General features: G+C 59.5%; 24 protein-coding genes and 7 tRNA genes. 15 read left to right on the top strand and 16 right to left on the bottom strand.

What is annotated here, in order from left to right; translation table 11 throughout:
* Positions 1-21: 21 nt before the first annotated feature.
* The 8 genes from NQ018_RS01805 to NQ018_RS01770 all read right to left on the bottom strand — a co-directional run bounded on the left by NQ018_RS01805 (position 22) and on the right by NQ018_RS01770 (position 7,832).
* Positions 22-981: a phosphatidylinositol mannoside acyltransferase gene (locus NQ018_RS01805; RefSeq protein ID WP_257057847.1), complete on the bottom strand. Its 960-nt coding sequence runs from the start codon at positions 979-981 to the stop codon at positions 22-24.
* 5 nt (positions 982-986) lie between these two features.
* A complete protein-coding gene (pgsA, locus tag NQ018_RS01800) occupies positions 987-1,646 on the bottom strand; it encodes a phosphatidylinositol phosphate synthase (protein ID WP_257057845.1) in 660 nt (219 codons plus the stop codon).
* Positions 1,639-2,286 (bottom strand): HIT family protein, encoded by a 648-nt coding sequence (locus tag NQ018_RS01795; RefSeq protein ID WP_257057843.1) that lies wholly within the window; start codon positions 2,284-2,286, stop codon positions 1,639-1,641. Before NQ018_RS01795 ends, pgsA begins: the two co-directional genes overlap by 8 nt.
* A gap of 60 nt (positions 2,287-2,346) precedes the next feature.
* Positions 2,347-4,410, bottom strand: a complete 2,064-nt coding sequence (thrS, locus tag NQ018_RS01790) for a threonine--tRNA ligase (protein WP_257057839.1) — start codon at positions 4,408-4,410, stop codon at positions 2,347-2,349.
* 318 nt (positions 4,411-4,728) lie between these two features.
* A complete protein-coding gene (locus NQ018_RS01785) occupies positions 4,729-6,000 on the bottom strand; it encodes a Dyp-type peroxidase (RefSeq protein ID WP_257057837.1) in 1,272 nt (423 codons plus the stop codon).
* Positions 6,001-6,036: 36 nt separating this feature from the next.
* Positions 6,037-6,621 carry a copper chaperone PCu(A)C gene (locus NQ018_RS01780; protein ID WP_257057834.1) on the bottom strand — a complete coding sequence of 195 codons (585 nt, stop codon included), beginning with the start codon at positions 6,619-6,621 and terminating at the stop codon, positions 6,037-6,039.
* Between the two features lie 35 nt (positions 6,622-6,656).
* Positions 6,657-7,235: a copper resistance CopC family protein gene (locus NQ018_RS01775; protein ID WP_257057832.1), complete on the bottom strand. Its 579-nt coding sequence runs from the start codon at positions 7,233-7,235 to the stop codon at positions 6,657-6,659.
* Between the two features lie 522 nt (positions 7,236-7,757).
* Positions 7,758-7,832 (bottom strand) — tRNA-Val (locus NQ018_RS01770).
* Between the two features lie 297 nt (positions 7,833-8,129).
* Between NQ018_RS01770 and NQ018_RS01765 the strand changes: the two genes are divergently transcribed.
* From NQ018_RS01765 to msrB, 8 genes are all read left to right on the top strand, one after another.
* Positions 8,130-8,205: transfer RNA gene (locus NQ018_RS01765), tRNA-Gly, on the top strand.
* 57 nt (positions 8,206-8,262) lie between these two features.
* Positions 8,263-8,334 (top strand) — tRNA-Val (locus NQ018_RS01760).
* A 39-nt stretch (positions 8,335-8,373) separates the two neighbouring features.
* Positions 8,374-8,446: transfer RNA gene (locus tag NQ018_RS01755), tRNA-Gly, on the top strand.
* Between the two features lie 42 nt (positions 8,447-8,488).
* A tRNA-Cys gene (locus NQ018_RS01750) sits at positions 8,489-8,559 on the top strand.
* A gap of 7 nt (positions 8,560-8,566) precedes the next feature.
* Positions 8,567-8,638: transfer RNA gene (locus tag NQ018_RS01745), tRNA-Val, on the top strand.
* Positions 8,639-8,677: 39 nt separating this feature from the next.
* Positions 8,678-8,753 (top strand) — tRNA-Gly (locus NQ018_RS01740).
* 89 nt (positions 8,754-8,842) lie between these two features.
* Positions 8,843-9,556: a dihydrofolate reductase family protein gene (locus NQ018_RS01735; RefSeq protein ID WP_257057830.1), complete on the top strand. Its 714-nt coding sequence runs from the start codon at positions 8,843-8,845 to the stop codon at positions 9,554-9,556.
* Positions 9,557-9,566: 10 nt separating this feature from the next.
* Positions 9,567-9,980, top strand: coding sequence for a peptide-methionine (R)-S-oxide reductase MsrB (gene msrB, locus NQ018_RS01730; RefSeq protein WP_257038908.1), 414 nt, complete (start codon positions 9,567-9,569; stop codon positions 9,978-9,980).
* A gap of 45 nt (positions 9,981-10,025) precedes the next feature.
* Here msrB and hemQ read toward each other — a convergent pair whose 3' ends face one another.
* Complete coding sequence (hemQ, locus tag NQ018_RS01725; RefSeq protein WP_257057828.1) at positions 10,026-10,730, bottom strand: hydrogen peroxide-dependent heme synthase; 705 nt, start codon at positions 10,728-10,730, stop codon at positions 10,026-10,028.
* Positions 10,731-10,930: 200 nt separating this feature from the next.
* Between hemQ and NQ018_RS01720 the strand changes: the two genes are divergently transcribed.
* Positions 10,931-11,563 carry a DUF3000 domain-containing protein gene (locus NQ018_RS01720; RefSeq protein ID WP_373566874.1) on the top strand — a complete coding sequence of 211 codons (633 nt, stop codon included), beginning with the start codon at positions 10,931-10,933 and terminating at the stop codon, positions 11,561-11,563.
* Positions 11,564-11,608: 45 nt separating this feature from the next.
* Positions 11,609-12,850: an HRDC domain-containing protein gene (locus tag NQ018_RS11570; protein ID WP_257057825.1), complete on the top strand. Its 1,242-nt coding sequence runs from the start codon at positions 11,609-11,611 to the stop codon at positions 12,848-12,850.
* Positions 12,851-12,873: 23 nt separating this feature from the next.
* Here NQ018_RS11570 and dxs read toward each other — a convergent pair whose 3' ends face one another.
* The 4 genes from dxs to dut all read right to left on the bottom strand — a co-directional run bounded on the left by dxs (position 12,874) and on the right by dut (position 17,814).
* The gene (gene dxs / locus NQ018_RS01710; RefSeq protein WP_257057823.1) at positions 12,874-14,796 is read right to left on the bottom strand and encodes a 1-deoxy-D-xylulose-5-phosphate synthase; all 1,923 of its coding nucleotides are present in this window, start codon (positions 14,794-14,796) and stop codon (positions 12,874-12,876) included.
* A gap of 299 nt (positions 14,797-15,095) precedes the next feature.
* On the bottom strand, positions 15,096-16,406 hold the full coding sequence (locus NQ018_RS01705) for a class I SAM-dependent RNA methyltransferase (protein WP_257057821.1): 1,311 nt from the start codon (positions 16,404-16,406) through the stop codon (positions 15,096-15,098).
* A gap of 86 nt (positions 16,407-16,492) precedes the next feature.
* Entirely contained in the window at positions 16,493-17,302 is an 810-nt protein-coding gene (locus tag NQ018_RS01700; protein WP_257057819.1) for a DUF3710 domain-containing protein, read from the bottom strand.
* A gap of 74 nt (positions 17,303-17,376) precedes the next feature.
* Complete coding sequence (gene dut, locus NQ018_RS01695; RefSeq protein WP_257057928.1) at positions 17,377-17,814, bottom strand: dUTP diphosphatase; 438 nt, start codon at positions 17,812-17,814, stop codon at positions 17,377-17,379.
* A 215-nt stretch (positions 17,815-18,029) separates the two neighbouring features.
* Here dut and NQ018_RS01690 point away from each other — a divergent pair, with 215 nt between their 5' ends.
* The gene (locus tag NQ018_RS01690; protein ID WP_373566873.1) at positions 18,030-18,551 is read left to right on the top strand and encodes a DUF3093 domain-containing protein; all 522 of its coding nucleotides are present in this window, start codon (positions 18,030-18,032) and stop codon (positions 18,549-18,551) included.
* Positions 18,552-18,603: 52 nt separating this feature from the next.
* Here the strand turns inward: NQ018_RS01690 and NQ018_RS01685 are convergent, their stop codons facing one another.
* Both NQ018_RS01685 and NQ018_RS01680 read right to left on the bottom strand, forming a co-directional pair.
* On the bottom strand, positions 18,604-18,900 hold the full coding sequence (locus NQ018_RS01685) for a DUF4193 domain-containing protein (protein WP_257038901.1): 297 nt from the start codon (positions 18,898-18,900) through the stop codon (positions 18,604-18,606).
* 343 nt (positions 18,901-19,243) lie between these two features.
* On the bottom strand, positions 19,244-20,161 hold the full coding sequence (locus NQ018_RS01680) for an inositol monophosphatase family protein (protein WP_257057817.1): 918 nt from the start codon (positions 20,159-20,161) through the stop codon (positions 19,244-19,246).
* 70 nt (positions 20,162-20,231) lie between these two features.
* On the opposite strand from NQ018_RS01680, the gene ppgK reads away from it, so the two are divergent.
* Positions 20,232-20,984 (top strand): polyphosphate--glucose phosphotransferase, encoded by a 753-nt coding sequence (gene ppgK, locus NQ018_RS01675; RefSeq protein ID WP_257057815.1) that lies wholly within the window; start codon positions 20,232-20,234, stop codon positions 20,982-20,984.
* A gap of 320 nt (positions 20,985-21,304) precedes the next feature.
* Positions 21,305-22,951, top strand: a complete 1,647-nt coding sequence (locus tag NQ018_RS01670; protein WP_257057812.1) for an RNA polymerase sigma factor — start codon at positions 21,305-21,307, stop codon at positions 22,949-22,951.
* A 72-nt stretch (positions 22,952-23,023) separates the two neighbouring features.
* Here the strand turns inward: NQ018_RS01670 and NQ018_RS01665 are convergent, their stop codons facing one another.
* Positions 23,024-23,161 (bottom strand): hypothetical protein, encoded by a 138-nt coding sequence (locus NQ018_RS01665; protein WP_257057810.1) that lies wholly within the window; start codon positions 23,159-23,161, stop codon positions 23,024-23,026.
* A gap of 502 nt (positions 23,162-23,663) precedes the next feature.
* On the opposite strand from NQ018_RS01665, the gene NQ018_RS01660 reads away from it, so the two are divergent.
* Positions 23,664-24,968 carry an AbiH family protein gene (locus NQ018_RS01660; RefSeq protein WP_257057808.1) on the top strand — a complete coding sequence of 435 codons (1,305 nt, stop codon included), beginning with the start codon at positions 23,664-23,666 and terminating at the stop codon, positions 24,966-24,968.
* Between the two features lie 172 nt (positions 24,969-25,140).
* Positions 25,141-25,272, top strand: a complete 132-nt coding sequence (locus NQ018_RS01655) for an FAD-binding domain-containing protein (protein WP_257057915.1) — start codon at positions 25,141-25,143, stop codon at positions 25,270-25,272.
* Positions 25,273-25,429 lie beyond the last annotated feature (157 nt).

The following is a 25,429-nucleotide window of genomic DNA, read 5'->3' as shown; positions in this document are numbered from 1 at the left end:
GGTGACGCGTCACGAGGCTGGTCATTCAGCGTCACGCTTTAGGCCACGAGCGTAGCGGCGTGCGTCAAGATCGGCAATCCACAATGGTTGGAGCATGTGCCAATCCTCGGGGTGAGCTGCAATGTTGCTTTCCATGATGTGGGCCACTTGCCGCATCGCGGATTCCAGCCCATGCTCGCCTTCCGCGGTGGGGACCTGCTCAGAGATGCTAAAGCCCCACCCATCGGGTTCAAACCAGCAGTGCACCACATGCAGGGCCGCACCGGTTTCCTGCGCCAGCTTCACCGCACCAACCGGCATTCGCGCAGTTTCACCAAAAAACTCCACTTCGTGGCCCGAAGCCTTGAGGTCCCGCTCCCCTAGCAGACACACCACCTTGCCTTCACGCAGGCGCTGGCAAAGAACGTCGAATGGTCGCACTACTCCGCCAGTGTGCGGGAGGACTTCAAAGCCCAAGGATTCCCGGAAGTCCACGAATGCTTGGTACAGCCGCTCTGGTTGGAGACGTTCGGCAACGGTGCTAAACGTTCCAAGTTCATGGACCAAGTACACCCCGGCCATATCCCAGTTACCGGAATGAGGAAGCACCAGCACCACCCCTTTGCCCTGGGCAAAAGAATCGCGCAAATGTTGCTCCCCGTGCACCGCCTGGCTGAGCTTGGAAGTGACCCGCGCATACGCCTTGGGGCTGTGCACCATGGACGGCAGGCGGAACGCCTCCAGCCAATACCGTGCATAGGAGCGCATGGAGGCTTGCACCAATGCGTCATTCACTTGATCCGACCCCACCACCCTGGCAAGGTTTTTGCGCAACTGCGGGAGCTTGCGGCCATTGCCGCTTGCCAAGTCTGCACCGAATTGGAAGAGTTTTTCTGCCACAGGTAGCGGGAGGGCACGCACCAGCCGCCAACCCAAAAGGTATGCCTGGGCTGCGAGTTCCTGGCGCAAATGTACGGGCGCACCGAGTGGAAATCTTGCCATGCTCGCTACGCGCTTTCACCGGAGGTGGTTTCCGCGCCGGCGGGTGGTGCGGTTTTTTCTTTGGCCAGCGGAGAATCCGCCGCCATGTGCAGGCGCTGTACCACGGTGAATGCGCTGCCGGCGGCAAGGAGCCAGAGGGCAACGTCGATAGCGTAGGGAACGCCGAAGCCCTGCAGCCCCAGGCCACCGAGGCCCAAGATGAGCCGCTCTGGGCGCTCCACCAAGCCACCAATCATGGTGAATCCGGAGGCCTCGCCGCGGGCTTTTACGTAGGAGATCACTTGTGAGCACACCAGCACCACAAATGACGCGACCACCAAAGCCGGGTGTGCCTGGTAACTGTAGATCAGCCACCAGGTGATTGCGGCAAACAGGGCGCCGTCGGTAAGACGGTCACAGGTTGCGTCAAGCGTTGCACCAAATTTTGTGCCGCCGCCGCGCAGCCGCGCCATGGTGCCATCAATCATGTCAAAGGCGGCGAAGAGCCCGGAAAGAACCGCGGCGGCAACCAGATGGCCGGTGGGGATCAGTACCACTGCAATGGCGATGGTGATGACTGTTCCCACCAAGGTGATCGTGTTCGGCGTGAATCCCACCTTGAGCAGCGCTCGCGCAACCGGCTCCACAACCACTGCAGCGGGCTTTCGCCCGCGCACACTAAGCATGAGCTTCTCCGTTTTGGGCAGCATCGTTGGGGGCGGTCGGGGCCGCTGGAGCTGGGGGGAGGTTGACCCAGGCATCCGCCAGTAGCGCGCGGGTTTCTTTCAATGTCTGTGGGAGCACCTTGGTGCCGTCGATCACCGTCATGAAGTTTGCATCCCCGCTCCACCTGGGCACGATGTGCATGTGCAAGTGCTGCGCAACCGATCCTCCGGAGGCGCGCCCCAAGTTGAAGCCCGCATTGACCGCGTCGGGACGCGAAACCTCCTTGAGTGCCCTGATTGCCCTCTGTGCGAACGCAAGCAGCTCGTGGGACTCCGCTTCGGTGAGCAATTCGAGCTCCGACACCTCGCGGTATGGCACCACGAGCATGTGCCCAGGATTGTAGGGGTACAGGTTGAGCACGCAGTAGACGTGCTCGCCCCTAGCCACGATCAGCGACTCCTCATCGGAATGCTCGGGCAGGGACACAAAGGGATTGCGGCGGGACCCGCCTGGTGAATCCGCGGCGTCTTTGACGATGTACGCCATGCGGTAAGGTGCCCACAGCCGAGTGAGCAAATCGGGCGTACCTACGCCTTGGTCCACATAGGGGCCCGCTTCCGGTTCTCCATGCGAAGCCGTGTTCGGCGATTCCGCACCCATGATCCCAACCTTTCCCTTTAATGACACCTATTGTGGGCTGTATTGCCTTGAGACTTGCCTTTAGGCCAGGGCTTCCTGCACATTCTCTTCCGTTGGCTGCTCATTGTTGCGCTGCGCAACCCACGAGGCAATCAACTCCACAGCCTTGTCCGTAGGGACGCCATTGACCTGGGTGCCATCGAGGAAGCGGAAGCTCACGGCGCCAGCTTCAACGTCGCGCGCGCCGGCGAGCAGCATGAACGGCACCTTGCCGGTGGTGTGATTGCGGATCTTCTTCTGCATGCGGTCATCTGAGGTATCCACCGTTGCACGAATACCCTTTTCGCGCAGCGCCTTGGTGACTTCCTCCAAGTGCGGAATGAAAGCGTCCGCAACGGGAATACCGATCACCTGCTGGGGAGCGAGCCATGCAGGGAACGCACCGGCGTAGTGTTCCAGCAGCACGCCAAAGAAACGCTCGATAGAACCGAACAGGGCACGGTGGATCATGATCGGCTTCTTCTTGGTGCCGTCTGGGGCGGTGTACTCCAGATCAAAGCGCTCCGGCAGGTTGAAATCCAACTGAACCGTAGACATTTGCCAGGTGCGGCCGATGGCGTCACGCGCCTGCACGGAAATCTTCGGCCCATAAAATGCAGCACCCGCAGGATCTGGTACGAGCTCAAGGCCGGAATTGGTTGCAACTCGCTGGAGGATCTCCGTGGAGCGCTCCCAGATCTCATCCGAACCCACGAACTTGTTTGGGTCCTTGGTGGAAAGCTCTAGGTAGAAGTCATCGAGACCGTAGTCCTTGAGCAGGGAAATGATGAACTCCAAGACCGTGGTGAGCTCTGCTTCAAGCTGATCCTCGGTGCAGTAAATGTGCGCGTCATCCTGGGTGAAGCCACGGGCGCGGGTGAGGCCGTGGATCACACCTGACTTTTCGTAGCGGTACACGGTGCCGAACTCGAACAGGCGCAGCGGCAGCTCGCGGTAGGAACGCCCGCGGGACGCGAAGATCAAGTTGTGCATCGGGCAGTTCATTGGCTTGGCGTAATAGTCCTGCGCCGGCTTGGTCACGTTGCCATCTTCATCATGCTCGCCGTCAAGCTGCATTGGGGGGAACATGCCGTCCGCGTAGAAGTCCAGGTGGCCGGACTTTTCAAAGAGATCGCCCTTGGTGATGTGAGGGGTGTTCACAAAGGAGTACCCGGCAGCAATGTGGCGCCGCCTGGAGTGCTCCTCCATTTCAAGACGCACAATGCCGCCGTTGGGGTGGAACACGGGGAAACCAGAGCCGATCTCATCTGGGAAGCTGAACAGGTCCAGCTCCGAGCCGAGGCGTCGGTGATCGCGCTTCTCCGCCTCCGCCAGCATGTGTTGGTATTCATCCAGGGCTTCCTGGGATTCCCACGCGGTGCCGTAGATACGCTGCAGACCGGCCAGGGATTGATCACCCCGCCAGTATGCGGCGGAGGAACGGGTGAGGGCGAATGCTGGGATGTACTTGGTGGTTGGTACGTGGGGGCCGCGGCAGAGGTCGTACCACTCCACTTCACCGGTCCGCGGGTTGAGGTTGTAGTAGCCCGTGAGCTCGCCGGCACCGACCTCGGTGGCTTCGTCGGAGTTGGGATCAACGTTGCCCTTGTCCTGGATGAGCTCAAGCTTGTACGGCTCATTCTTGAGAGCCTCGGCGGCTTCCTCTTGGGAGGCGTAGACGCGGCGCTCAAACTTCTGCCCCTGCTTGATGATCTTCTTCATCCGCTTTTCCAACGTCTTCAGATCTTCTGGGGTGAAGGGTTCTGCTACGTCAAAGTCGTAGTAGAAGCCGTTTTCAATGGCTGGTCCGATACCCAGTTTTGCGCCTGGGAACTCCGCCTGCACAGCCTGCGCGAGAACGTGAGTGCAGGAGTGGCGGATCACAGCGCGGCCTTCCTCGGAGTTTGCTGGCACCGGCGTAACCACGGTATCAACCTCGGGGACAAAGGAAAGGTCCTTGAGGTTGCCCTGCTCGTCTTTAACGCAAACAATGGCCTCTGGGCCCTTGTTTGGCAGTTCTAGCTCACGCATAGCCGCACCGGCAGCGGTTCCTGCTGGGACGGTGAAGGCGGGCAATGGTTGTGCCGTGATGTGTTCTGAAACCATGGAAGGTCGCGCTCCTTTACTGCGCTCATGCGCACCCGTCATACCTGGACGAGTACGCTACGAAAAGTGTGTTTGCCCAGCACCCACCGCAGGATTTGGCGTCGCCGAAAAGCCACGGGGATCAATCCCCTTGCACGCAGCTTTTCGGCGCCAAAAGGCGTAGTGCATGTTCAACTTCCCCACTCTACTTTCCGCACGCCAAGGGCACAAAGCTATGCGCCGCAATCGCGAAGGGCTTGGTCGAGAGTGGCGAGCCAAAAATGCCGGGTCAAATGCGGCGCACCCCGACGCTTTTTCTTCCCACTGGGCCCCTTCCCGTTAGGCCCCTTCCAGTAGGCGCTGCCCCCAGAAGCCATCCTGCCCCTGCGCCTGGCCGACCCCGGGGAATATGGCGTACACGGCAGAGCCCACATGGGTGATCCACTCATTGAGCCGGTCCGATTGGTCCAACCTGCGCTGAATCGGAATAAAGGATGTCCGTGGGTCCTTTTGGAAGCAAGCAAAAAGCAGTCCGGCGTTGCTGAGCTGTTCACTGCCAGGCACGGGCGGCTGGAAATAGTTGTACGCGCGCCGGCGCATCCGCTGTTCCGGCTGGTCACCAGGCGGTGCGGCGAGCGCCATGTGACTGCGGGGATCAATCACCGGCAGGCCATGTTCGTCGCGCGCGTCGAAGTTTGCCTGATCAAACTCATCACTGCCACCAAGGGGCGCGCCGGTGTCCAATGTGCGGCCAACCGCGTTTTCGCGCGACGCACGATCCAGCATCTCCCAGGTGTCCAGGTTCATAGCAATGCGACGCAACACCATGGCGGTTCCGCCGCGTAGCCACTGCGGGCCTTCCTCGGCAATCCAGACCTGCTCGTCGAACTCTCTGTCGCTTCGCGGGTTCACCGTGCCGTCTTTTTGCCCAAACAGATTGCGTGGGGTCTGCCCTGGCTCAAGCACCCCATTGGCGTTCAGGAAGCCCTGCTGCACCCAGGCCACCTGTGCGTAGCTGACACCCGAGCGCACCATGTGCCGGCTGGCAAAAGCCACGTACAGAGGGTCATCACCACAGATTTGCAGCATGAGGTCCGTCTGCCCGTACTCTGCGCTGAGCTGATCCAAGGAAAACTCCGGCAGGTCCGCCAGCCATTCCGGACGTTCCTCCTGTTTCCCAATAATGCTGAAGAAGCGCTGCCCCACTCCGCAGGTGACGGTGAGGTTCGCCGGGGTGCTCACCATCTCCGGCTCCAGGGAGCCCACCGGGTTGCGCCCCTGAGTGAGCTCCCGTGCGTCCTCAGTCCACAGGCGCAGCAAGCGCGTGGCCGCCGCCCGATCCACTCCCGCCCGCAAATTGAGCCCCAGGATCTCGCAATGCGCCTGCGGCGGTGTTGCGATGCCGGCCTGGTGCACGTCGTCAAACGCAACCGTTGCGGTCCCGAGGATGCCCTGCGCACCGCTGCTTCCTGGAGTGCCTTCCGCTTCGGCGCCACTTGGCTGGGTGTCTGCCTGGCACGCCGCGGTTGCTGCGGTGGCAGTCACGGCGGTGGCGGCGAGGAAGGCTCGGCGGGTTACCAGGGCAGGTTGGGAGCTGGTCTGTTCAGGCATGACGCTGGGGTTTCGCGGTGGAGGGTGGTGAGTGGATTAGTGTGCGTATTCTTCGTCACCGGCAGCGACAGTCCGCACGGGCACGTCGGTGAAGCTCACAGAACCGAGTTCGCTCACCTCGAGGGTGATGTCCGCGGTGTCACCAGCGGCAACGGGGGTCACCACGCCCAGCACCATGAAGTGGTCCGAGCCTGGCTCCAGCACCACGGTCTCCCCCGCTGGAATCACCAAGCCGCCCTCTTTCTGCCGCATCTGCCCGTCCACAACCTCGTGGATCTCGTATGCCTGCGCGGGAATCGAGCCACTCAGACCGGTCACGGTGACGTCCTGCTCGGTGTTGTTGGTGAGCTCGCCGAAAATCGCGGTCATGTCTGCATCCGCTGCCATCTCACGGATGTACGCGCCGCTCAGGATCAGTGCGCTCTCGGCATCCTCGGCGGCGCCTAACTCGGCGGATGTTGCCGAGGAAGCGGCGGCGCTGTGCGGCACGGCCGCGGAGGTGGCGGTTTCCACCTTCATCTCGGAGTCGCGCTCGGAGGTTGTGCAGGCCGCCAGCCCCAACGAGGCCAGCGCAATCGCGCCCGAGGTGAGCAGGTACTTCTTAACGTTGTTGTTCAGCATGTCTCTTCCTTGACTTAAAGATGGAGGTTAAAGGCTTAGAGCTTGGGGCGGCGCAGCACTACCGCTGCCACACCCGCCGCCGCAAAAATGGCAACTGCGGCACCCAGGATCAAAGGCAGGTTGCTGCCGCTTTCCGACGTCACCGTGTCCTGATTACTCGCGGTTTCCTCACTAGCCGTTGGCGCGGGTGCGGGTGCGGGTTCAGTTTCGGCTTGTGCTTCGGTGGCGGTGGTTGCGCCGGCGTAGGAGAACTCGAAGCTTCCCCTGGTCGCATGGCCGTCAGACGAGGTGATCTGATAGCCGACGGTGTACTTCCCCGGGGCGAGTTGGAGATCTTCTGGCACCTCAATAGAGACATTCTGACCGTCGACCGCGGGCTCACCTTCAAACACCACGCTGCCTTGAGCCTGATCCGTAACGGCAATGGTGTTGAAGCCATCTTGCACTTCACCGGAGAACACAAAAGAAATAGTTTCGGGGAAGGCCTCAACGGTAGTGCCCGCCTCCGGCGAGGTACTCAGCACCGAGTCATGCGCTGCGGCGATTCCAGCACCGAACGAACCTGCCCACAGCACCGCAGTTGCGGCTACGGCACCGGTGAAACGCTTGCCCATATTTAAAAATCCAATCCTTGAGTTTTGGGGTGTATTTGGGGACTCAACCCACTCATAGCACCACCCCACGCAATTCATCACAACCCCGTAGAGTGCATCTCCTTAGTTGTCCGTAGAAGACCATGAGCAAGAAAACACCAGGTGCGGGGTCGGTACAGCAGTAGTCGAAGCGGAATTGCGATAAGTTCCCCGGTCCAGATGTGGGAAACATCTCACATCTTCGAACGTGACCGATGCGAGTGATGGGGGTTGGTACTGCGGAGTGTTCTGGGGAAACCACCGACTACCGGTGGTTCAACTCCGGTCTTTGGTGCCGCGGAACGCGTTGGTAGATAGCTAAAAGTCGATAGGGCGCCGCGTTGGTCGATAGGGCCGGGCGATTTCGGGGAAAATCGCGCCCTATCGACCTTTAGGTATCGACCAACGCCTACTATCGACCAACGCACAAAAGCCCCAGGAACACCCCACCCCCAACAGGAAACCCGCCGGGCGTTGTGCCACGGCGGGTTTCTACATTCAAATTGGTGGTCCTAGCTGGGATCGAACCAGCGACCTTTCCGGTGTGAACGGAACGCTCTTCCACTGAGCCATAGGACCGCAAGCACCACTTCTTCAGTGAAGCTCACTGTGCGTTGTTGCAAGACCTGCTCACAACAGGTTTTAAAGCTAGCACGGGTGCGGCATTCACGCCTAATCCGCACGTTATCCGCCACTTGCGCGCCACCCAGCGCGCACCAAACACCAAATCAACCAACCCCACCATCAACAGCGCACTCCACAGCGGACTCCATGCCGCAAACTCACCTCAACTACACCGCACACCCGCACCTTGCTGGGGATTTGTCTCAGGCGTGGAAGTCACGCTAATGTTGTTCATCGCAACGAAGGTTGCATGCGGATGTAGCGCAGTTGGTAGCGCATCACCTTGCCAAGGTGAGGGTCGCGAGTTCGAGTCTCGTCATCCGCTCCATTTCTTTTTATCCATCCGCCTTCACCATGGGGCGGCTCGGAGAATAAGGAATCCCGGGCGCGTTTAGCTCAGCGGGAGAGCGCTTCCCTGACACGGAAGAGGTCACTGGTTCAATCCCAGTATCGCGCACGGAGTCTTTTGATCCAGACTCCCCAAAATACGGATCATGCGGATGTAGCGCAGTTGGTAGCGCATCACCTTGCCAAGGTGAGGGTCGCGAGTTCGAGTCTCGTCATCCGCTCTGGTACTTCGTACTTCGCGGTACCTGAGGCGGTAACGCCGCGGTGGAATGGCCGAGTGGTGAGGCAACGGTCTGCAAAACCGTGCACACGGGTTCGATTCCCGTTTCCACCTCGTACCGGCGCGTTTAGCTCAGCGGGAGAGCGCTTCCCTGACACGGAAGAGGTCACTGGTTCAATCCCAGTATCGCGCACGGAGTCTTCTGATCCAGACTCCCCAAAATACGGATCATGCGGATGTAGCGCAGTTGGTAGCGCATCACCTTGCCAAGGTGAGGGTCGCGAGTTCGAGTCTCGTCATCCGCTCCACCACACCCCCAAGTGTGTCTCAACTTCGAGCGCTTGGGGGTGTTTCCATACCCAAACCCAAGCCAATCCGACCCCCATTGAGGCCTCACATGCACGATGCACATTCCGCGTTGCTTTCCCGCCTGCTCGGGCCCACCAAAGACGTGGGAATCTCCGACGTCCGCGCCGTAGCAATCCAATCACTCAACGGCGCAGCAACGGTGGGCGGCACCTCCGGGGGCCTGGGCAACGAGCTCGACCAGCAAGTGCTGCTCACCCTACGGAGCTGGGCCGACCTCATCCTAGTCACCGCCACCACGGCAGACGCGGAATCCTACGGCCCAGTGCAACTTTCCCCAGAGGCGCAACAAGAACGCACCAACCGCGGCCAAGCTCCATTGCCAACGTTGGTGCTGTGGGACCGCTCGCTCAATGCCATCAGGCAATCGGTGCACCTCCAGGAACTCGCACAACACCCAAACACCGTAGTGCTCACCCGAGGAAGCGTTCACACCACCAGCACTGAGCTCGCACTCCCCCACGCGATCACCTACAAGGGCGAAGGAGCCGAGGCAGTAGCAGCTCTTCGCGAGCACCTGCCCCATTCCGCACGGGTCAGCGTGGAGGGAGGGCCGCACGTGTACAGTGAGCTGCTGGGTGCTGGGCTCGTCGATACGCTTCACCTCAGCATCTCCCCTGTGATCAGCGAGCACATCGAGCATCCCTTGTTCGCCCCTGAACACGCAGTGCATTTGGAGCCGGAGTTTGTGCACGTGGAGGGTCTTATTTTCACGCGGCTGCGCGTGCGGCGCGGGGATGAGTAGTCTGGGCAGCATGACTGATTTCAAGCTCATTTCCGACGCAGAATGGCGCCAGCGGCTCAGCGCCGAGGAGTACCGCGTGCTGCGGCAGGCGGGCACCGAAGCACCTCATGTGGGTGAATACACAAATACCACTACAGAGGGCATCTATTCGTGCAAAGCCTGTGGCGCTGAGCTGTTTCGTTCCACCGAGAAGTTCGACTCTCACTGCGGCTGGCCCTCATTCTTCTCCCCTTTGGCCGGTGACCGCATCATTGAACGCGATGACTTTTCGCTCGGCATGCACCGCGTGGAGGTCCTGTGTGCCAACTGCGAATCACACCTTGGGCATGTGTTCGCCGGGGAGGGCTACAACACCCCCACCGACCTGCGCTACTGCATCAATTCCATTAGCTTGACCCTCAGCGAGCAGCCGGTAGAACAGTAAAGCGCCACCGAAACCGGTGGCGCTTAGCCCTTGAACCTGCGTTCGTTATGGCAGCACAGCAATGAGCTCTGCCACGTCCTCTACGCGGCGTCCGGTGAAGAATGGGATCTCTTCACGCACATGCAGGCGCGCATCGGTGTAGCGCATCTGGTGCATGAGGTCCACGATGCGGTGCAGCTCGGGTGCCTCGAATGCGAGCAACCACTCGTAGTCGCCCAGTGCGAATGCAGGAACTGTGTTGGCGCGGACATCTGCGTAGTCGCGTGCAGCTTGGCCGTGTTCGGAGAGGATGCGGCGGCGCTCCTGTGGGTCCATGATGTACCAGTCGTAGGAGCGCACGAATGGGTACACCACTACCCACGCGCCTGGGTCTTCGTGCATGATGAAGCTCGGCAGGTGGGACTTGTTGAACTCGCTTGGGCGGTGCAGGCCATTGCCGATCCAGAAGACCTCGCTGACCTGGCCCAGGACGGTCTCGCGGCGGAAGTCTGAGTAAGCCTTCTGCAGGGAGGTGAACTCTTCAGCGTGCCACCAGATGGCAAAGTCTGCTTCTGGGCGCCCGCCGGAGAGGTCGTAGATTCCGCGGACAGTGACCACACCTTCCGCCTCTAGTGCAGCGAAGAATTCCTGGGCTTGCGCAATGATTTCCGCGCGCTCGGTACCCAAAGCACCTGGCAGGGATCGGAATGCTACGAACTGGGTGTAGCGCTGGATAGCATTGAGTTCATCAAAGTTGAGCTTTTCAGCCACGGTGGCGTTTCCTTTCTCAGGGATCTGGCACGGCACCGAGGCACAAAAGAACTCCGGCGTCTTGCCCGCGACACTCGATTTCGTGCCGCTTCAACACACAACGATATCAATCATAAGTTGTACCCGCGGTTTCTGGCCAAACACACCCCCTCTCGGCGTGCCTTCCCCTAAGCCACTGCAGTTGCGGATAGGTTGACACTGTGAATGAGATCCATGCAACGCCAAAGATCGCGCCCTCACCAACCCAGGTTGGCAGCGATCAGACGCCGCGTGAATTTTCCCAGGCGGTTGAGTCGATGCACAGCGCTCGCCTGCGCCCCGAAATCAGCTTGGGCACCATCCGCCCGCCGCAACGCCTCGCCCCCTTCAGCCACGCTATCGGCCTCGAGATTCTCCATGAGGAGGAGCTTTCCGACGCCACCCGGTTGGACACTCACGGCGATGCGTTCGGTCGGCTCATTTTGCTGCACGATCCCGCCTCTGAGGAATCCTGGGAGGGCTCGATGCGCCTGGTGGCATACATCCAGGCAGACATGGACGATGCGGTAGCCAATGACCCCATGCTCCCTGACGTTGCCTGGGAGTGGCTCTCCGAAGGCCTCACCCAAGCACAAGCCGAGCACACCAACCTCGGGGGTACCGTCACCTCCACAGCTTCCGTCCGTTTTGGGGAAATCGGCGGGCCACCACGCGCCTACCAAATTGAGATGCGCGCGTCCTGGACCGCCCAAGGCACTGACCTCGCTGCACACGTTGAAGCCTTTTCCTATGTGCTTGCCAATGTTGCTGGCCTCCCGCCGGAGGGCGTAGTTGAGCTCGGGTCCCGGGCATAATTTCGGGCACGTCCAACAACCAGGCCCACCAACGCAGCAAGCACAGTGAACGCATCTTCAGCACAACCGCCGGCAGACCGCACCTTTGTGCTCGCGGATACCCCCGCAGCAATTGAAGCAGCCGCAACGCACCTTGCCTCCGGGAGGGGAAGGTACGCTGTGGACGTCGAAAGAGCTCCCTCACACCAGTACTCCCCCGATGCCTGCTTGGTGCAGATCGCGCGTGAGGGCGCTGGGACCTTTTTGTTTGATGCTCACCTGCAACCTCGGGCCGTTGCCGAGCACCTGGCAACGCTTCTGAACGGCCAAGACTGGCTGCTTCATTCAGGTGCAAATGACCTTCCCAACCTGCACACACTGGGGCTGACCCCGGGATCCGTGGTGGACACGGAGATCACCGCAAGGATTCTGGATTTGCCCAAGGTGAACTTGGCCACGCTCGCGGAACACTGTGTTGGGGTACACCTCGCTAAGGGTTTTGGTCAGGAGAATTGGGCCAGCCGCCCGCTCCCCACTTCCTGGCAGCACTACGCGGCAATGGATGTGTTCTACCTCAATGCCATCGATGAGGTGCTGCGCCAAGAAATCCACACCCAAGGTAAGCAGCGGATCTTCGAGGAGGAAATGGCCTGGCAAACACACCTCTACCAGCACTTTCAATCCCCCTCCCGCACATGGTTGGACATCAAGGGCGTGCATCGCTTGCGCACGAGGCAGCAGCTCGCAGCGGCACAGGCGTTGTGGCAGGTTCGAGAGCGCATCGCCCAGGAACATGATGTTCCGGTGGCGCAGGTGCTGAAAGACCCCCACCTGATCACCTTGGCATCCAAGCTTCCGCGGGGTTGGCGCGACGCCCAGCGGCTCCTTCCCCCACAAGCCACCCGACCAGCGTGGATGCATAGCTTTGTGGGGTGCATCCTGGACACCTTGCGCGCGCCGAAGCACAGCTATCCAGAACTCGCGCCCGGCTTCGGCTTCACCGCCGGCAGCGACCACATCAAGGTGCCACCGCGCAACCAATGGCAGGCGCTCGCCCCGGATGCGTACAAGTGCTACGGCCAAGTGGAGGCTGAGCTGCGGGAAATCGCCAGCTCACTTCACGTCCCGCTCGACATTCTGCTCACCCCCGCCGTGCTCAGGGAGGTTGTCTGGAGTGCGGTGGTGCTGGGGCAGCTTCACAATCGTTCGCAGATTCACGACGCGCTCAGGCAGGCAGGTGCGCGGCCGTGGCAGCGCGAGGCAGTGCTCGAAGTACTCGTGCACGCGCTCATCGACCAGCGTGCCTAAGCACGCGAGCCGAAACTTCTGCGCTAGTCCTCCGTGGTGGCGAGCTCACCGAAAAGCTCGCTGATCCACTGTGTGCTTTGCTCTGCAATGCCCTCTGCGTTCATGCCAAAAACATCCATGAGCTGCTCACGCGTGGCGTGCTCTGGGAATACTTCGGGGAAGGCGATATTGCGCATCGGGGTGTCAATGCTCGCTGCGTTGGCGGCGGAGGCGATCAGCGCCCCAATGCCACCGTGGACCACGCCGTCTTCCACCACGATCACAAGGTCGTGGTCGTCTGCGAGGGCGAGCACCGACGCCCGCACTGGTGCCACCCAGCGAGGGTCGATCACCGTCACGCCAACGCCTAATGCTTCGATTGTCGGGACTGCTGCCATGACCTCGGTTGCCATGGGGCCAACGGCCACGATGAGCACGTTCGGGGTGTCCTCCGTGGCGTCTGCCGCGTCGGTGTAATGCAGCACCTCTACGCCGTCTTCAAGCACGCTCAGTGGCTCGATGACCTCCGGAAGATTGCCTTTAGGGAAGCGCACCACGGTTGGCCCAGTGGTGATTTCCAGGGCCTCATTGAATTGCTCCACCAGGGCTTCGCCGTCACGGGGTGCGGCGATTTGAATCCCTGGAATGATGCTCGCCAGGGAGAAGTCCCACACGCCGTTGTGGCTGGCACCGTCGGAACCGGTGATCCCGGCGCGATCCAGCACGATGGTCACGGGCTGGTTGATGAGTGCCACGTCCATGAGTAATTGGTCGAATGCGCGGTTGAGGAAGGTGGAGTAAATCGCTACCACTGGGTGCAGGCCGCCCAGCGCCAACCCTGCCGCGGAAGTGACGGCGTGTTGTTCGGCGATGCCGACGTCGAAAAAGCGCTTGGGAAACTGCTCGCCGAATGCCGTGAGCCCGGTGGGGCCTGCCATGGCTGCGGTGATTGCGACGATATCATCGCGGCGTTTGCCCGCCTCCACGAGTGCCTTGCTGAACACTGAGGTCCAGCCGGGGCTTTTGGTGCCCACGGGTTCTCCGGTTTTGGGGTTGATGACCCCGGTGGAGTGCATCAATTCGGCTACGTCGTTTTCGGCGGGCGCATAGCCTCGGCCTTTTTCCGTGACCACATGGACGATGATTGGGCCTTCGTAGTCGCGGGCGTAGCGCAGGGCGTGTTCTACGGCTTTGAGGTTGTGCCCGTTCACGGGACCCACGTACTTCATCCCGAGCTCGGGGAACATTTCCGTGGGGAACACAGTGGAGCGCACCCCCTCTTTGAAGGCGTGCAGCGCTTCGAAGGTGCGTTCCCCCATCCAGCCCAGGGATTTGAGCGTGGATTTCCCCTGTTCCATCACCTTGTCGTAGAAGGGCTTCATTCTGAGGTCAGCGAGGTTTTCCGCAAAGCCACCGATGGTTGGTGAGTAACTGCGGCCGTTGTCATTGACCACGATCACCACGTTACGTTCCTTGGAGGTGGCGATGTTGTTCAGTGCCTCCCAGCACATTCCGCCGGTCAGGGCGCCGTCGCCCACCACGGCGATCACGTTGCGCTCTGGAGTGCCTTGAATCTCAAAGGCTTTGGCCAGGCCGTCGGCATAGGAAAGCGCCGCGGAGGCGTGAGAAGATTCCGTCCAGTCATGCTCGCTCTCTGCGCGGCAGGTGTAGCCGGAGAGACCACCTTGCTGGCGCAGGTTGTCAAAGCCCTCCATGCGCCCGGTGAGAATCTTGTGGACGTAGGACTGGTGCGAGGTATCAAAAATGATGGCATCAGCGGGCGAGGTAAATACCCGGTGCATCGCAATGCTGAGCTCCACCACACCCAAGTTGGGGCCCAAGTGCCCGCCAGTGGCGGAGACCTTTTCCACGAGAAAGTCGCGGATTTCTTTGGCGAGCTGTTCCAGCTCTTCACCGCTGAGCTTCTTGAGGTCTGCGGGCGAGGAAATGCGTTGAAGGATTCCCATGGGTGAAACGATCGCACCTTTCTCTACATACCGATGTCCTGCCCGATGCCGCGGTAAGCACCGCAGGTGGCGCTCCACTGAGGTGAGTTCGCCACAGGGTCAATGAGTTCGCCACAGGGACGCAACAACAGGATCTCCCACGCCGAAGTGCGGGGCTGGCCGCACTCCCCAGCAGCACGAATGCCACTTAGGCGTAGACGCCCGCGCAGTGCGGGCAAAAATCTACTTGCATTCTACAAGCTGGCTTCCAAAAACTGTGTTTCTGGCGGTTTGTGGCACTCGTTGTGGCACTCATTGTGTCACTCGTGGCTTGAGCGCGCGGGGCGCAACCTGCCGAGCGTTTCAAAATGGTGGGTCCCTGGAAAAGCATTGACCACCTGCACTTCTTCCAGTTCGTACCCGGCTTCACGCCACGCCAGGGCGTCTCGTGCAAACGTTGCCGGATCGCAGCCTATGTGCACCACAATGTTGGGTTTTGCCGCCGCAATCTGGGCGATCACCTCAGCGCCTGCCCCTACCCGCGGCGGATCCAGCACCACAGCGTGTGGCGCGCGCAGGCTCTTGAAGGACCGTTCCACCTTCTCACTGTGGAAACGTACCTCGAAGCCGTCCACCTGCGCATACGCCTGCTTACCGGCGGCCGCGGCCTGGGGTGCAAGCTCCACAGACTCCACGAGGACAGAGGGTGCGGCGGTGCTGGCAACTGGGCGTACCGACGCCAACCCATGGCCCAAAGCCGCCACAAAGGCTCCTGCGCCGCCGTACAAATCCCAACCGACGAGCCTTGCGGCCTGCTCTTGCTGAAGTTCCAGCCCAGCGGTGGCCCCAATCCACTTTCTTACCCACTGGAAAATCACGTCCGCATACAACTGAGCTGCCCCTTTGTGGGCTTGCCAGAAGGCGGTGGCTGGAAGCTCAAAGCGGACATCGCCCACCTGCTCCGTAACAATGCCAGAGCCAAGCACTACCCGTTCCGTGCGCTCGGCGCGCTTGCCGCGTGCGGGTGCGGTGACTTCCACAATGTGGACCTGGCCGAGGGCATCAAGCACACCCACAACTTCACTGCCGGGAGTGAATCGTTGTGCAAAAATCGCATCAGCTAACTCTTGGGGCATTTGTGCACACGGCACGCCTGCAAGCACCTCACGGGAATGGAGCTTGCGCACGCCTGCAACACCTGAGCTGTCCACCCCCAAACGCACTCGGGTGCGCCACGCCGTTGGTTCCCCAAACGCAGCTTGGCTAATCTTTGGCAACTCGGCAAACCTGCCCACTTTCTGAAGCTGCTCGCGTAGCACTTGGGTTTTCAACTCAAGTTCGCTGGCTGGGTTCAGGGCTCCGAAGTCGCAGCACCCACCGCCCTGTGCGGCCGCCTGGCAGCGTTGCTCACTACGGCTCGGAGAAGCCTCGAGGATCTCCACCGCTTGACCGCGAGCGAAACGCTTTTTTACCTGATCCACGCGCACCAACACTTTGTCCCCAGGGAATCCACCTTGGACGAACAACACTTGGCCGGCCACCCGGGCGATGCCTTCCCCACCATGGGCCATGGTGGTGATGAGGGCTTCGAGTTGTGCCCCCACTTGTAATGCGGGTTCGTGCTGGTCCATGATTGCCTGACTTTTCAAATGTGCTCGGGGGGAGAGTCCGGGGAGAGTCTCAGTGAATGGTTGGTGTGGGGCGCAGCGTGATTTGCCTACTCCTGATTTGGCTGCTGCTCCTGCTGAGCTTGCTGGTTCTGCTGAGCTTGCGCGTTCTGCTGCTGTGCCCGGCGCGTCATCTCTTGCTGCACCTGCTTGGCAAGCGGCTCGGGCAGGGTCACTGGCAGTGAGTTGCCCGCAAGGATTGGGTTGTTGCCGCGGACCACAAAGGTGCGTGCCACTACTTCACGGGCGAGTTCAGCCATGGCTTCGGCCTTGTCTGCGGGCGCTGCGGTGGTCATGCGCAGCATCCAGCGTGGGCCATCTACACCAATGATGCGGATGATGCCTGCACCTTCCTGCTCTGGCTTGCCCACAATTTCGCGCCCCCACGGGCCCTGTTCGATGGTGACGTGCAGGTTTTGGGCACGCATGTCCTCTGCTACCACCTTGGTGTGCTCGCGCCAATGCCCGTCCGTTTTGGAAGCTGCGAAGGCAACTGGGGTGAGCCTGCCATGCTCGGTGAGGATGTGCAGCATCTTTGGCCCCTGTGGACCCATCTCTACCTGCACTTCGCTGGGGCGAGGAAGCGCCACGATGAGCGAGCCGAGGTTCAAGACGCCGTCGGAGAAATCGGAGAAATCGAACTCCTGGGGGTTCACCAGGCCCGCGTCGTAAGGTCCCATTTCCCCGCTCACGGGGTCGTGCGCAACCTGCTCGTCTGCGTGAAAATCACCCACCTGGGTTGCTTCAACGGCTTCAGCCGCAGGGGTTTCTCCCTCAATTCCAGCGGCCGGGTGATCTGTGGTTGGTTGATCGGCGGTTGAGGTTTCGTCGGTACGCTTCTTGGAAAATGGCCACGCCATAATTAATTCTTCCTTTTACATTTCGGTTGGCTTCTCAGGGGTCTGGGCGCTGGGCCTCGCGCGAAGGCAGATGGCTAATTGACGCCCGTGGAACCGTAGCCTTGGGCGCCACGGGTGGTGGAATCGAGTTCTTCCACCTCAATGAACTCTGGAAGTTCCACGCGTTGAATCACAAGCTGCGCAATGCGCTCACCCCGGGTGATGGTGATCGGTTCAGAGGGGTCCAGGTTGATCAGGCACACTTTGATCTCACCGCGGTAGTCGGCATCAATTGTGCCCGGGGTGTTCACCACGCTCAAGCCCTCTTTCAGGGCGCGCCCACTGCGAGGATGAATCAGGCCGACGGTCCCCAGCGGCAGGGCTATGGCTACGCCCGTTCCGACGAGCACCCGGTGGCCAGGAGCGATCACAGCATCCGAAGCCGCGTAGAGGTCCACACCTGCGTCACCGCGGTGTGCACGCACCGGCATAGGGAGCCCTTTATCCAGGCGCTGCAGGGAGACCTTCTTCACCTCGAGGCAGATTTCAGGAGGCTGTACTTGTAGATCTGGTTGCGCTTGTTGCAAGTTGTCTTCCACCCAAACAACCCTACCTTCCCAAACCCAAACATCTCCCCTCTGCCGGATTCCGCCTACGGAGCCGGGAGCGAAAGCAAGCCGCGGGCTGGGCGCACATGCGTTGAGGGATTTACCGGGATTCCAACTTTAGTGGGATACACTTGCTGCTTGTGACGCAACAGCAAGACTCTTCCCAAATCAAGGTGCTCTACAGCGAACGGCAGTGGGTGCCGTGGTATTGGTGGCTCATCGCCGGTTTTTTGGTTGCTCTGCTCACCGCGCAATTTGCCATGAACCGCGCGGAAATCTGGCTGTATGTACCTGCGGTGCTGCTCAGCGCCGCAGCGGTGTGGATCCTGCTGTCTCTTTCCGGGACGCGGCTGCGCGTTGAGGAGGATTCCACCGGCGTGAGGTGGCTCGTGGCAGGCGAGGCCAACCTGCCACACACGGTGGTTTCCCGCGCGCTCGCGGTTCCTTCCAACGCGAAGCGCAGTGCAATGGGGCGTCAATTGGACCCCGCCGCCTACCTGGTGTCCCATGGCTGGGTGCCCGAAATGGCGATGCTCGTGCTCGACGACCCGGAAGACCCCACCCCCTATTGGCTGATCTCCACCAAAGACCCTGATGCCCTCTTGGAGGCGTTCGTTCCCGACGTCACGCACGCGCGCAGCGCGGAACAAGCTGGACAATAAACACGAAAAGGCGCCCCATCATCAACAGTGGTGGGGCGCGGGATTCGAAGCGCTATGCGCAGTCGCGGCAGATAACGGAGCCGTCATCCTCTACATGGTCAATGAAGCTGTTGCGCTGCACCAGGAAGCAGGATGAACAAGTGAACTCGTCGGCCCGGCGCGGCTCCACCTGCTTGACATCCAAGCCTTCACCGGAGACATCGATCGCGGGGAACTCATAGGAGTCAATGAGCTCGCCGTCGTCGTCAACGTCACTCTTATTTGCCTCCGCCGCCTTGAGCCCCTCCAGGGAATCGGTTTCAAGATCGTCTTCCATGCGGCGGCGCGGAGCGTCGTAGTCAGTCGCCATAATCGTTGTCCTTTTTGTTCAAGGCGGAGTAAGGAGCAGTGCCTTCGTTGCAGGCGAGTCTTATCCCTTCCCTTTCCTGCCCGGGTCCGTTCCTGCTGACCAAAAGCCTGGACTTGAGGTTGGAAGGGTTTGGAATTTTTGGGAATTTTGTTGAGCCGCCCACATGCGTGTGCAGCGCGCGTGTGCTACTTCCTACCACCACATGCGTTGGTTGTCGAGGCGCATATTAAAAGAACTTCCACTTTTTGTCACCTCAAGGCGCGAGGGGGCAAAGTTTACCCCTGCACAAACCACTGAAAAACACCCAGAAAAATATGCCGTGAAAAGCATTAACGCACATTTTCTACCCCAAGGGAAGATTGCCCCCGATCACCCGCTCCAAGGCACGGACGTTTTCCATTAGTCCACCAACAATCGCCGCACCATCGGCCCCTTGAGTATCCAGCTTGGGGCGGTGAATCGCCACCCCAGCCTCCGTTGCAATAAGCGCACCTGCAGCAAAATCCCAGGAGTGCAGCCCGTGCTCGAAATACAGGTCCACCTGCCCCGCTGCGAGCGCGCACAAGTCAAGTGCGGCGCTTCCCATCCGCCGAACGTCGCGCACACGCGGCAACAATTGCTTGAGCAGCTCGGCTTGGGCCGCCCGCCGTTGAGCGTCGTAGGAAAACCCGGTGGCGAGCAAGCTCTGCTGCAGCAGCGCGGGACGCGGACCTACCAACACTTCTACACCTCGCGCGCTCACCGCAATCGCGCCGGACCCTCCCACAGCAGCGTAGAGCGTGCCTGTGGCCACGTTCACCACCACACCAACTCGCAGCCGCTCCCCCTCCGCAGCAGCGATCGACACTGCATATTGGGCAATGCCGTACAAAAAGTTCACGGTGCCATCAATGGGGTCCACATACCAGGTGACTCCGCTTTCCGACGCAGCCTGGGCCCCCTCCTCCCCCACGAAACCATCGCGCGGACGGGCAGCAGACAAAGACCCCACGATGTGTGCTTCTGCTTGCTGATCCACCACCGTCACCGGGTCCACCTCAGAGCTCTTCGTACTGGTGTACGCGGTGAGGTCGCCCAGCTCCCCACGGATGCGTGTGATGAGTTCTGCTGCGCTTAATGCAGTGCGAACTGCGAGTTCAAGCAGCTCCAGATTCTCCCCCTCCACCCCTTGCTCCACCCCTTGCTCCGCCCTGCAGCCTTGGGTGAAGTGACGCTGGGCGGCGTCGGCAATTGCCTGGGAACCGGGTGTCATGAATGTCATGTTTTTCAAGGATATCCCTAGGGCGCGGGGTTGGCGCGGCGGCGGGAGAGTTCTGGCTACACTGTTGGGCATGACGAACATTGGTTTTGGCATTGACATTGGCGGCTCCGGCATCAAAGGCGCCAAGGTAGACCTCTCCACCGGTGAGTTCATCGGTGATCGCATCAAAATCCTCACTCCTAAGCCAGCTACCCCTGAGGCAGTGGCTGCAACAGTGGCCGAGATTGTGCAGCAGGCGGAATGGGAAGGCCCGGTTGGCATCACGATCCCCGCAGTGGTGCGTGGCGGCGTGGCGCTGACCGCGGCCAACATCGATCCTTCCTGGGTGGGCACGGACTGCAACGAGCTGTTCGCCGGGGTACTTGGGGATCGTGAAATCAGTGTGCTCAACGACGCCGACGCTGCAGGCCTCGCCGAGGTGAACTTTGGTGACCCACGCGCGAAGGAAGGCGCAGTCATCCTGCTTACTTTCGGCACGGGCATCGGCTCCGCCCTGCTTATCGACGGCGTGCTGTTCCCCAACTCCGAACTCGGGCACATGATGGTTGATGGCGCTGAGGCTGAAAGCTTTGCCTCTTCTGCTGCGAAGGACCGCGAGGAACTGAGCTATGGCAAGTGGGCCAAGCGCGTGAACACTGTTTTGGCTGAGTACGAGCGTCTGTTCTGGCCTTCGCTATTCATCGCCGGCGGTGGCATTTCCCGCAAGGCGGAAAAGTGGATTCCCAAGCTCGAGGTGGACACTCCCGTAGTCCCTGCTGAGCTGCGCAACCGCGCTGGCATCGTAGGCGCCGCAATGGCAGTTGCCGGGCACGTTCACCCGTAGGTGGGCGCAGCCCCAGCACCCACTGGTTGGGATTTGGGCGCTGAATCCGGCCGTTCAAAGCGCCGCTCAGCACAAAGATGTGCAACTTGTTTTATAATGGCGCTTTGTTCAATTCTTGTTCAATCCACTTTCTCAATAGTTTCGTGGGGGCTCACCTTCCCCCACTTGCCATTGAGTGCCGCACTCGGCGGAGGCGTTCCATACCGGCATCCCTCCCCGCGGGGCTCGCACCTTGACCGTTGACACTACTCACCCCGACGGTCAGTTGCATGCTCTGTAGTGCAAAAAGAAGTTTTCCAACTCCGAGCGAAAGGGCGTTCGTGGCAGCCACTGACTCTCCCGAGAATGCAACCGCTGAGGCAATCGCGGATCAAAGCACCGCGAAAAAGACCGTGAAAAAGGCAGCCAAGAAGTCTGCCCGGAAGGTTGCCCGCAAGGTAGCACCACGCGTTGAGGCAGCAGACGCCCAGCCATCAGCGGACTCCACCACGGCCGGCACCCAGACTGACGCCGCTACCGACGTCGGCGAGGAACGCGGCGCGGCCGAAAAGCCAGCCAAGAAGACGGCGAAAAAGGCTGCTGCGAAGAAGACCGCCAAGAAGGCTACGAAGGCGGCGGCAAAGAAGACCGCGAAGAAAGCCACCAAGGCCGCAAAGAAGACGGCGAAAAAGGCCACTTCTCGCGCGACCAAGGCCGAAGGTTCCCCGGAGGCGGAAGACAACGAGGAGTTAGCAGGGGCGCTCGGTGCTGATGGCGTTGTTGACGCTGACGTGGATTTGGACGCGGATGTAGACGCCGATGTAGACGCTGACCTCGACGGCGACCTGGGCGATGATCTTTCCGAAGACCTTGACGAGGACTTCTCCGATGACGAGGAAGACATCGAAGGCGGCATCAACGAGATCGATGAACTCGGTGGCGGCGACGATGAAGAAGACGAGGACGACGAAGAAGACGCCGGCGCAGCCGTCTGGGATGAGGACGAGAACGCGAACCTGCGCCAAGCCCGCAAGGACGCCGAGCTCACCGCATCTGCGGACTCCGTGCGCGCTTACCTCAAGCAGATCGGCAAGGTAGCTCTGCTCAACGCCGAACAAGAAGTGTCTCTGGCAAAGCGAATTGAAGCCGGCCTGTACGCCACCTACCGCATGGAGCAGATGGAGGAGGCATACGCCAACGGCGACAAGGACGCTAAACTCACCCCCGCGGTCAAGCGTGACCTCCGCGCAATTGCCCGTGATGGCCGCAAGGCAAAGAACCACCTCCTTGAGGCGAACCTACGCCTCGTGGTGTCTTTGGCCAAGCGCTACACCGGCCGTGGCATGGCGTTCTTGGACCTCATCCAGGAAGGCAACCTAGGCCTGATCCGTGCGGTGGAGAAATTCGACTACACCAAGGGTTACAAGTTCTCCACCTACGCGACCTGGTGGATCCGCCAGGCCATCACCCGTGCGATGGCTGACCAAGCCCGCACGATCCGCATCCCTGTGCACATGGTGGAAGTGATCAACAAGCTTGGTCGTATCCAGCGCGAGCTGCTGCAGGACCTCGGCCGCGAGCCAACGCCGCAAGAGCTGGCCAAGGAAATGGACATCACTGAGGAGAAGGTGCTGGAAATCCAGCAGTACGCCCGTGAGCCCATCTCCCTGGACCAGACCATCGGTGACGAGGGCGATTCCCAGCTCGGCGACTTCATTGAGGACTCCGAGGCCGTCATCGCCGTGGACGCCGTCTCCTTTACCCTCCTGCAGGACCAGCTCCAAGACGTGCTGCACACGCTCTCCGAGCGCGAGGCCGGCGTGGTGAAGCTGCGTTTTGGCCTCACCGACGGCATGCCACGCACTTTAGACGAAATCGGCCAGGTCTACGGTGTGACCCGTGAGCGTATCCGCCAGATCGAATCCAAGACCATGTCGAAGCTGCGCCACCCATCGCGTTCGCAGGTGCTGCGGGATTATCTGGACTAGCACAGCGCAAAAACGACGCCACCAGGTGTGTTGGTAGACCTGGTGGCGTCGTTTCGTGTTTCGGTGCTGCGGCTACGCCTGCTGCACTGCCGCGTCGATGGACCGTTCCATCTTCATCACCTTAAACAGCTGCTTCATGAACGCGCTCATATCTACCGCCACATCATCTTCGTCAGCGGCTAAAATGCTGCTCCAGTCGACGTATTGCATGACAGCAAGTGAATCCTTACTCATCAAGCCCCTCTCCACGCACCAGTGTGCTACTTTCTCGACGGTGTCGCCAGGAACACTGTGGCGCCATCCGATGACAGCGACATCAAGATTTTCCAGTGAGCGCGATTCGACCCCTTAAATAAGCTCGGCTGTGATTGTGGATTTGTCCGACCGTGGCATGATTCGAACTCCTTGAGGCTTGGGGATAGGGCCGATTCTTACCTTTTCACGGCGCGGGAACGCTACTGAGAAAAGCCCGACGTACGTTCGATACTATCTGTCTGGCCGCTGATCCCCTACTATAGCGATGCACCCCCTGTCGCCACTTGGGCCCCTCAATGGCAACCTACCCCCTCAAGCACCGATAGCAAGTGGTATGCCGCCGGGACTATCTCAATTAACTCTGGATTTGACCGCTCCAATTGCCATATTCTTGTCGTTGATAGGTTCGAGATTGACTATGGACCTCTTAAAAACGCCCGGAGCCAAAAGGAGAATCGTGATCAACCCAGCCCCTGTTCCCACCGAAGATCCAATTCGTCCCGGAATCAGAAAATTCGACCATACAGACTTCAAAAACCTTCTCCCTTCTAAAGGCCAAAAGCAGCACAACATTATGATGCTAGTCGGTAACGGATTTGACATTGCTGCTCTGACAAATTTAGAAGCTAAGTACCGCACTGACTATCAATCATTTTTCTTTTACTTAAAATCAATGAATTTCAATCCAGGCAATATAATTTTCAAGAAGATGGACGAACTTCGCCAGGAGCATGAGGAAAAGCTCAAACTCAAAAAAGACGGTTTCCCCAATTGGAGCGACTTCGAGGCCCGGTTGCAAGAATTTGTTTCTGGTGAAGCGTTTATCAACTATGACGATCTTCGACGAGATTTGGCGGAGATTCAGCGACACTTTTCCAGCTTTCTAGACCTTGTTGTTAGCCCGGAGCTACTTAATGATCTTGATAAGAGGGCTCAAAATCATCGCTGGGCTTATTGCACCTTTGGGCGCTTTCTGGCAGATATTGACTCCAGGGCCTACCGCATTTTGGACTTCCCTCAAAATGCTGACCACTACCACTTGTTTAATTTCAACATCATCAACTTTAACTACACTTTTTTGCTTGATAACTACCTATATCTCGACCAGGAACAGTTCAATCCCCACCCCAACAGGACCGTTGACACTAATTTTCTGTTCCACAGGAATCCTAGAGATTATTCATATCCGCATGAATACGGCAGCAGGGCTAATGCGGAAACAGGATGCTCCGCTTACCTCATGACGGAGATTCACCATCCTCACGGGGTTCAATCAATACCCCGTTCGTTGCTTTTCGGAATCGACGGTACGGATCAAGAAGCTTCTCGTGGCTCTTACCACAAATTTGAAAAGACCTTTTGGGCGCAAACTCCTCGTCGCTATAGGAAAATGATTGAAGAAACCGAACTTTTTATCATTTTCGGGAGTTCAACCGGAGAGACCGACCGTTGGTGGTGGCGGCACATCCTACATCGAGTTCATGAAGGTGGCGAACTAATTATCTACAAGTATTGCTCACCAAGATTACGTGATGTACGACAAGAAAACGCTTCAATCATTAAAAGTAGGTTTATCAACGACAATTACGACCCCGCGCTGTTTGGAGGCTATGAACTCGATGAGGATACATTCGAAGAACTCTGCTTCCGCGTGCATGTTGTGAAATACACGGATAGTGAAACCTTATCCGCCCTGGGTTTTAGCCCGTCAATCTACGATCCATCCAGTCGGAATCCCGGCGCCATCTCTCCACTCAAATAGAGCTAAAATTGGTCTCCCCGCTGCCCGTTACTTTGGGAGTATCCCCCCCCCGATAATGAGCTTAGTTGCTGGCCACGGCATGGCTCATTCGCCCTGCGGTTTCCATAATTCGACGGTTGTTGGACCCGGACCTTAGACGTTCGATGACAGCTAATAGAAACACGGACGGAAACTGTTTCCAGGTCTCACGGCTGTCGATACCGTCATGCGCGAGCATTGGGCAACCGGCAACTTGCACAATCGGGTGCATATGATTGTTGGTTCCTTTCTCACCGAAAACCACCTTTTATATTGGCGTCACTGAGAGCAGTGGTTGTGGGACTCGCTGTTAGCTGTTAGACGCCGATCCCGCCAGCTGAAGTGTTCATGGCTTGTGCCCCCTTCTGTGGGTGCGCTACGGTTACTTCCGTTCCTGTTTGCATTAGCAGGAACTAGTCGCTGGCTTCGGTATGGCTCATATG

The organism is Corynebacterium kozikiae, assembly GCF_024580965.1.
Lineage (GTDB): Bacteria > Actinomycetota > Actinomycetes > Mycobacteriales > Mycobacteriaceae > Corynebacterium > Corynebacterium kozikiae.
This window is presented reverse-complemented; position numbering and strand designations above follow the sequence as displayed.

What these genes read in the sequence shown, in the direction of transcription:
- NQ018_RS01805 (WP_257057847.1), bottom strand. Translation starts at nt 981, where the DNA reads ATGGCAAGATTTCCACTCGGTGCGCCCGTACATTTGCGCCAGGAACTC.
- pgsA (WP_257057845.1), bottom strand. Translation starts at nt 1,646, where the DNA reads ATGCTTAGTGTGCGCGGGCGAAAGCCCGCTGCAGTGGTTGTGGAGCCG.
- NQ018_RS01795 (WP_257057843.1), bottom strand. Translation starts at nt 2,286, where the DNA reads ATGGGTGCGGAATCGCCGAACACGGCTTCGCATGGAGAACCGGAAGCG.
- thrS (WP_257057839.1), bottom strand. Translation starts at nt 4,410, where the DNA reads ATGGTTTCAGAACACATCACGGCACAACCATTGCCCGCCTTCACCGTC.
- NQ018_RS01785 (WP_257057837.1), bottom strand. Translation starts at nt 6,000, where the DNA reads ATGCCTGAACAGACCAGCTCCCAACCTGCCCTGGTAACCCGCCGAGCC.
- NQ018_RS01780 (WP_257057834.1), bottom strand. Translation starts at nt 6,621, where the DNA reads ATGCTGAACAACAACGTTAAGAAGTACCTGCTCACCTCGGGCGCGATT.
- NQ018_RS01775 (WP_257057832.1), bottom strand. Translation starts at nt 7,235, where the DNA reads ATGGGCAAGCGTTTCACCGGTGCCGTAGCCGCAACTGCGGTGCTGTGG.
- NQ018_RS01735 (WP_257057830.1), top strand. Translation starts at nt 8,843, where the DNA reads ATGCACGATGCACATTCCGCGTTGCTTTCCCGCCTGCTCGGGCCCACC.
- msrB (WP_257038908.1), top strand. Translation starts at nt 9,567, where the DNA reads ATGACTGATTTCAAGCTCATTTCCGACGCAGAATGGCGCCAGCGGCTC.
- dxs (WP_257057823.1), bottom strand. Translation starts at nt 14,796, where the DNA reads ATGGGAATCCTTCAACGCATTTCCTCGCCCGCAGACCTCAAGAAGCTC.
- NQ018_RS01705 (WP_257057821.1), bottom strand. Translation starts at nt 16,406, where the DNA reads ATGGACCAGCACGAACCCGCATTACAAGTGGGGGCACAACTCGAAGCC.
- NQ018_RS01700 (WP_257057819.1), bottom strand. Translation starts at nt 17,302, where the DNA reads ATGGCGTGGCCATTTTCCAAGAAGCGTACCGACGAAACCTCAACCGCC.
- NQ018_RS01685 (WP_257038901.1), bottom strand. Translation starts at nt 18,900, where the DNA reads ATGGCGACTGACTACGACGCTCCGCGCCGCCGCATGGAAGACGATCTT.
- NQ018_RS01680 (WP_257057817.1), bottom strand. Translation starts at nt 20,161, where the DNA reads ATGACATTCATGACACCCGGTTCCCAGGCAATTGCCGACGCCGCCCAG.
- ppgK (WP_257057815.1), top strand. Translation starts at nt 20,232, where the DNA reads ATGACGAACATTGGTTTTGGCATTGACATTGGCGGCTCCGGCATCAAA.
- NQ018_RS01665 (WP_257057810.1), bottom strand. Translation starts at nt 23,161, where the DNA reads ATGCAATACGTCGACTGGAGCAGCATTTTAGCCGCTGACGAAGATGAT.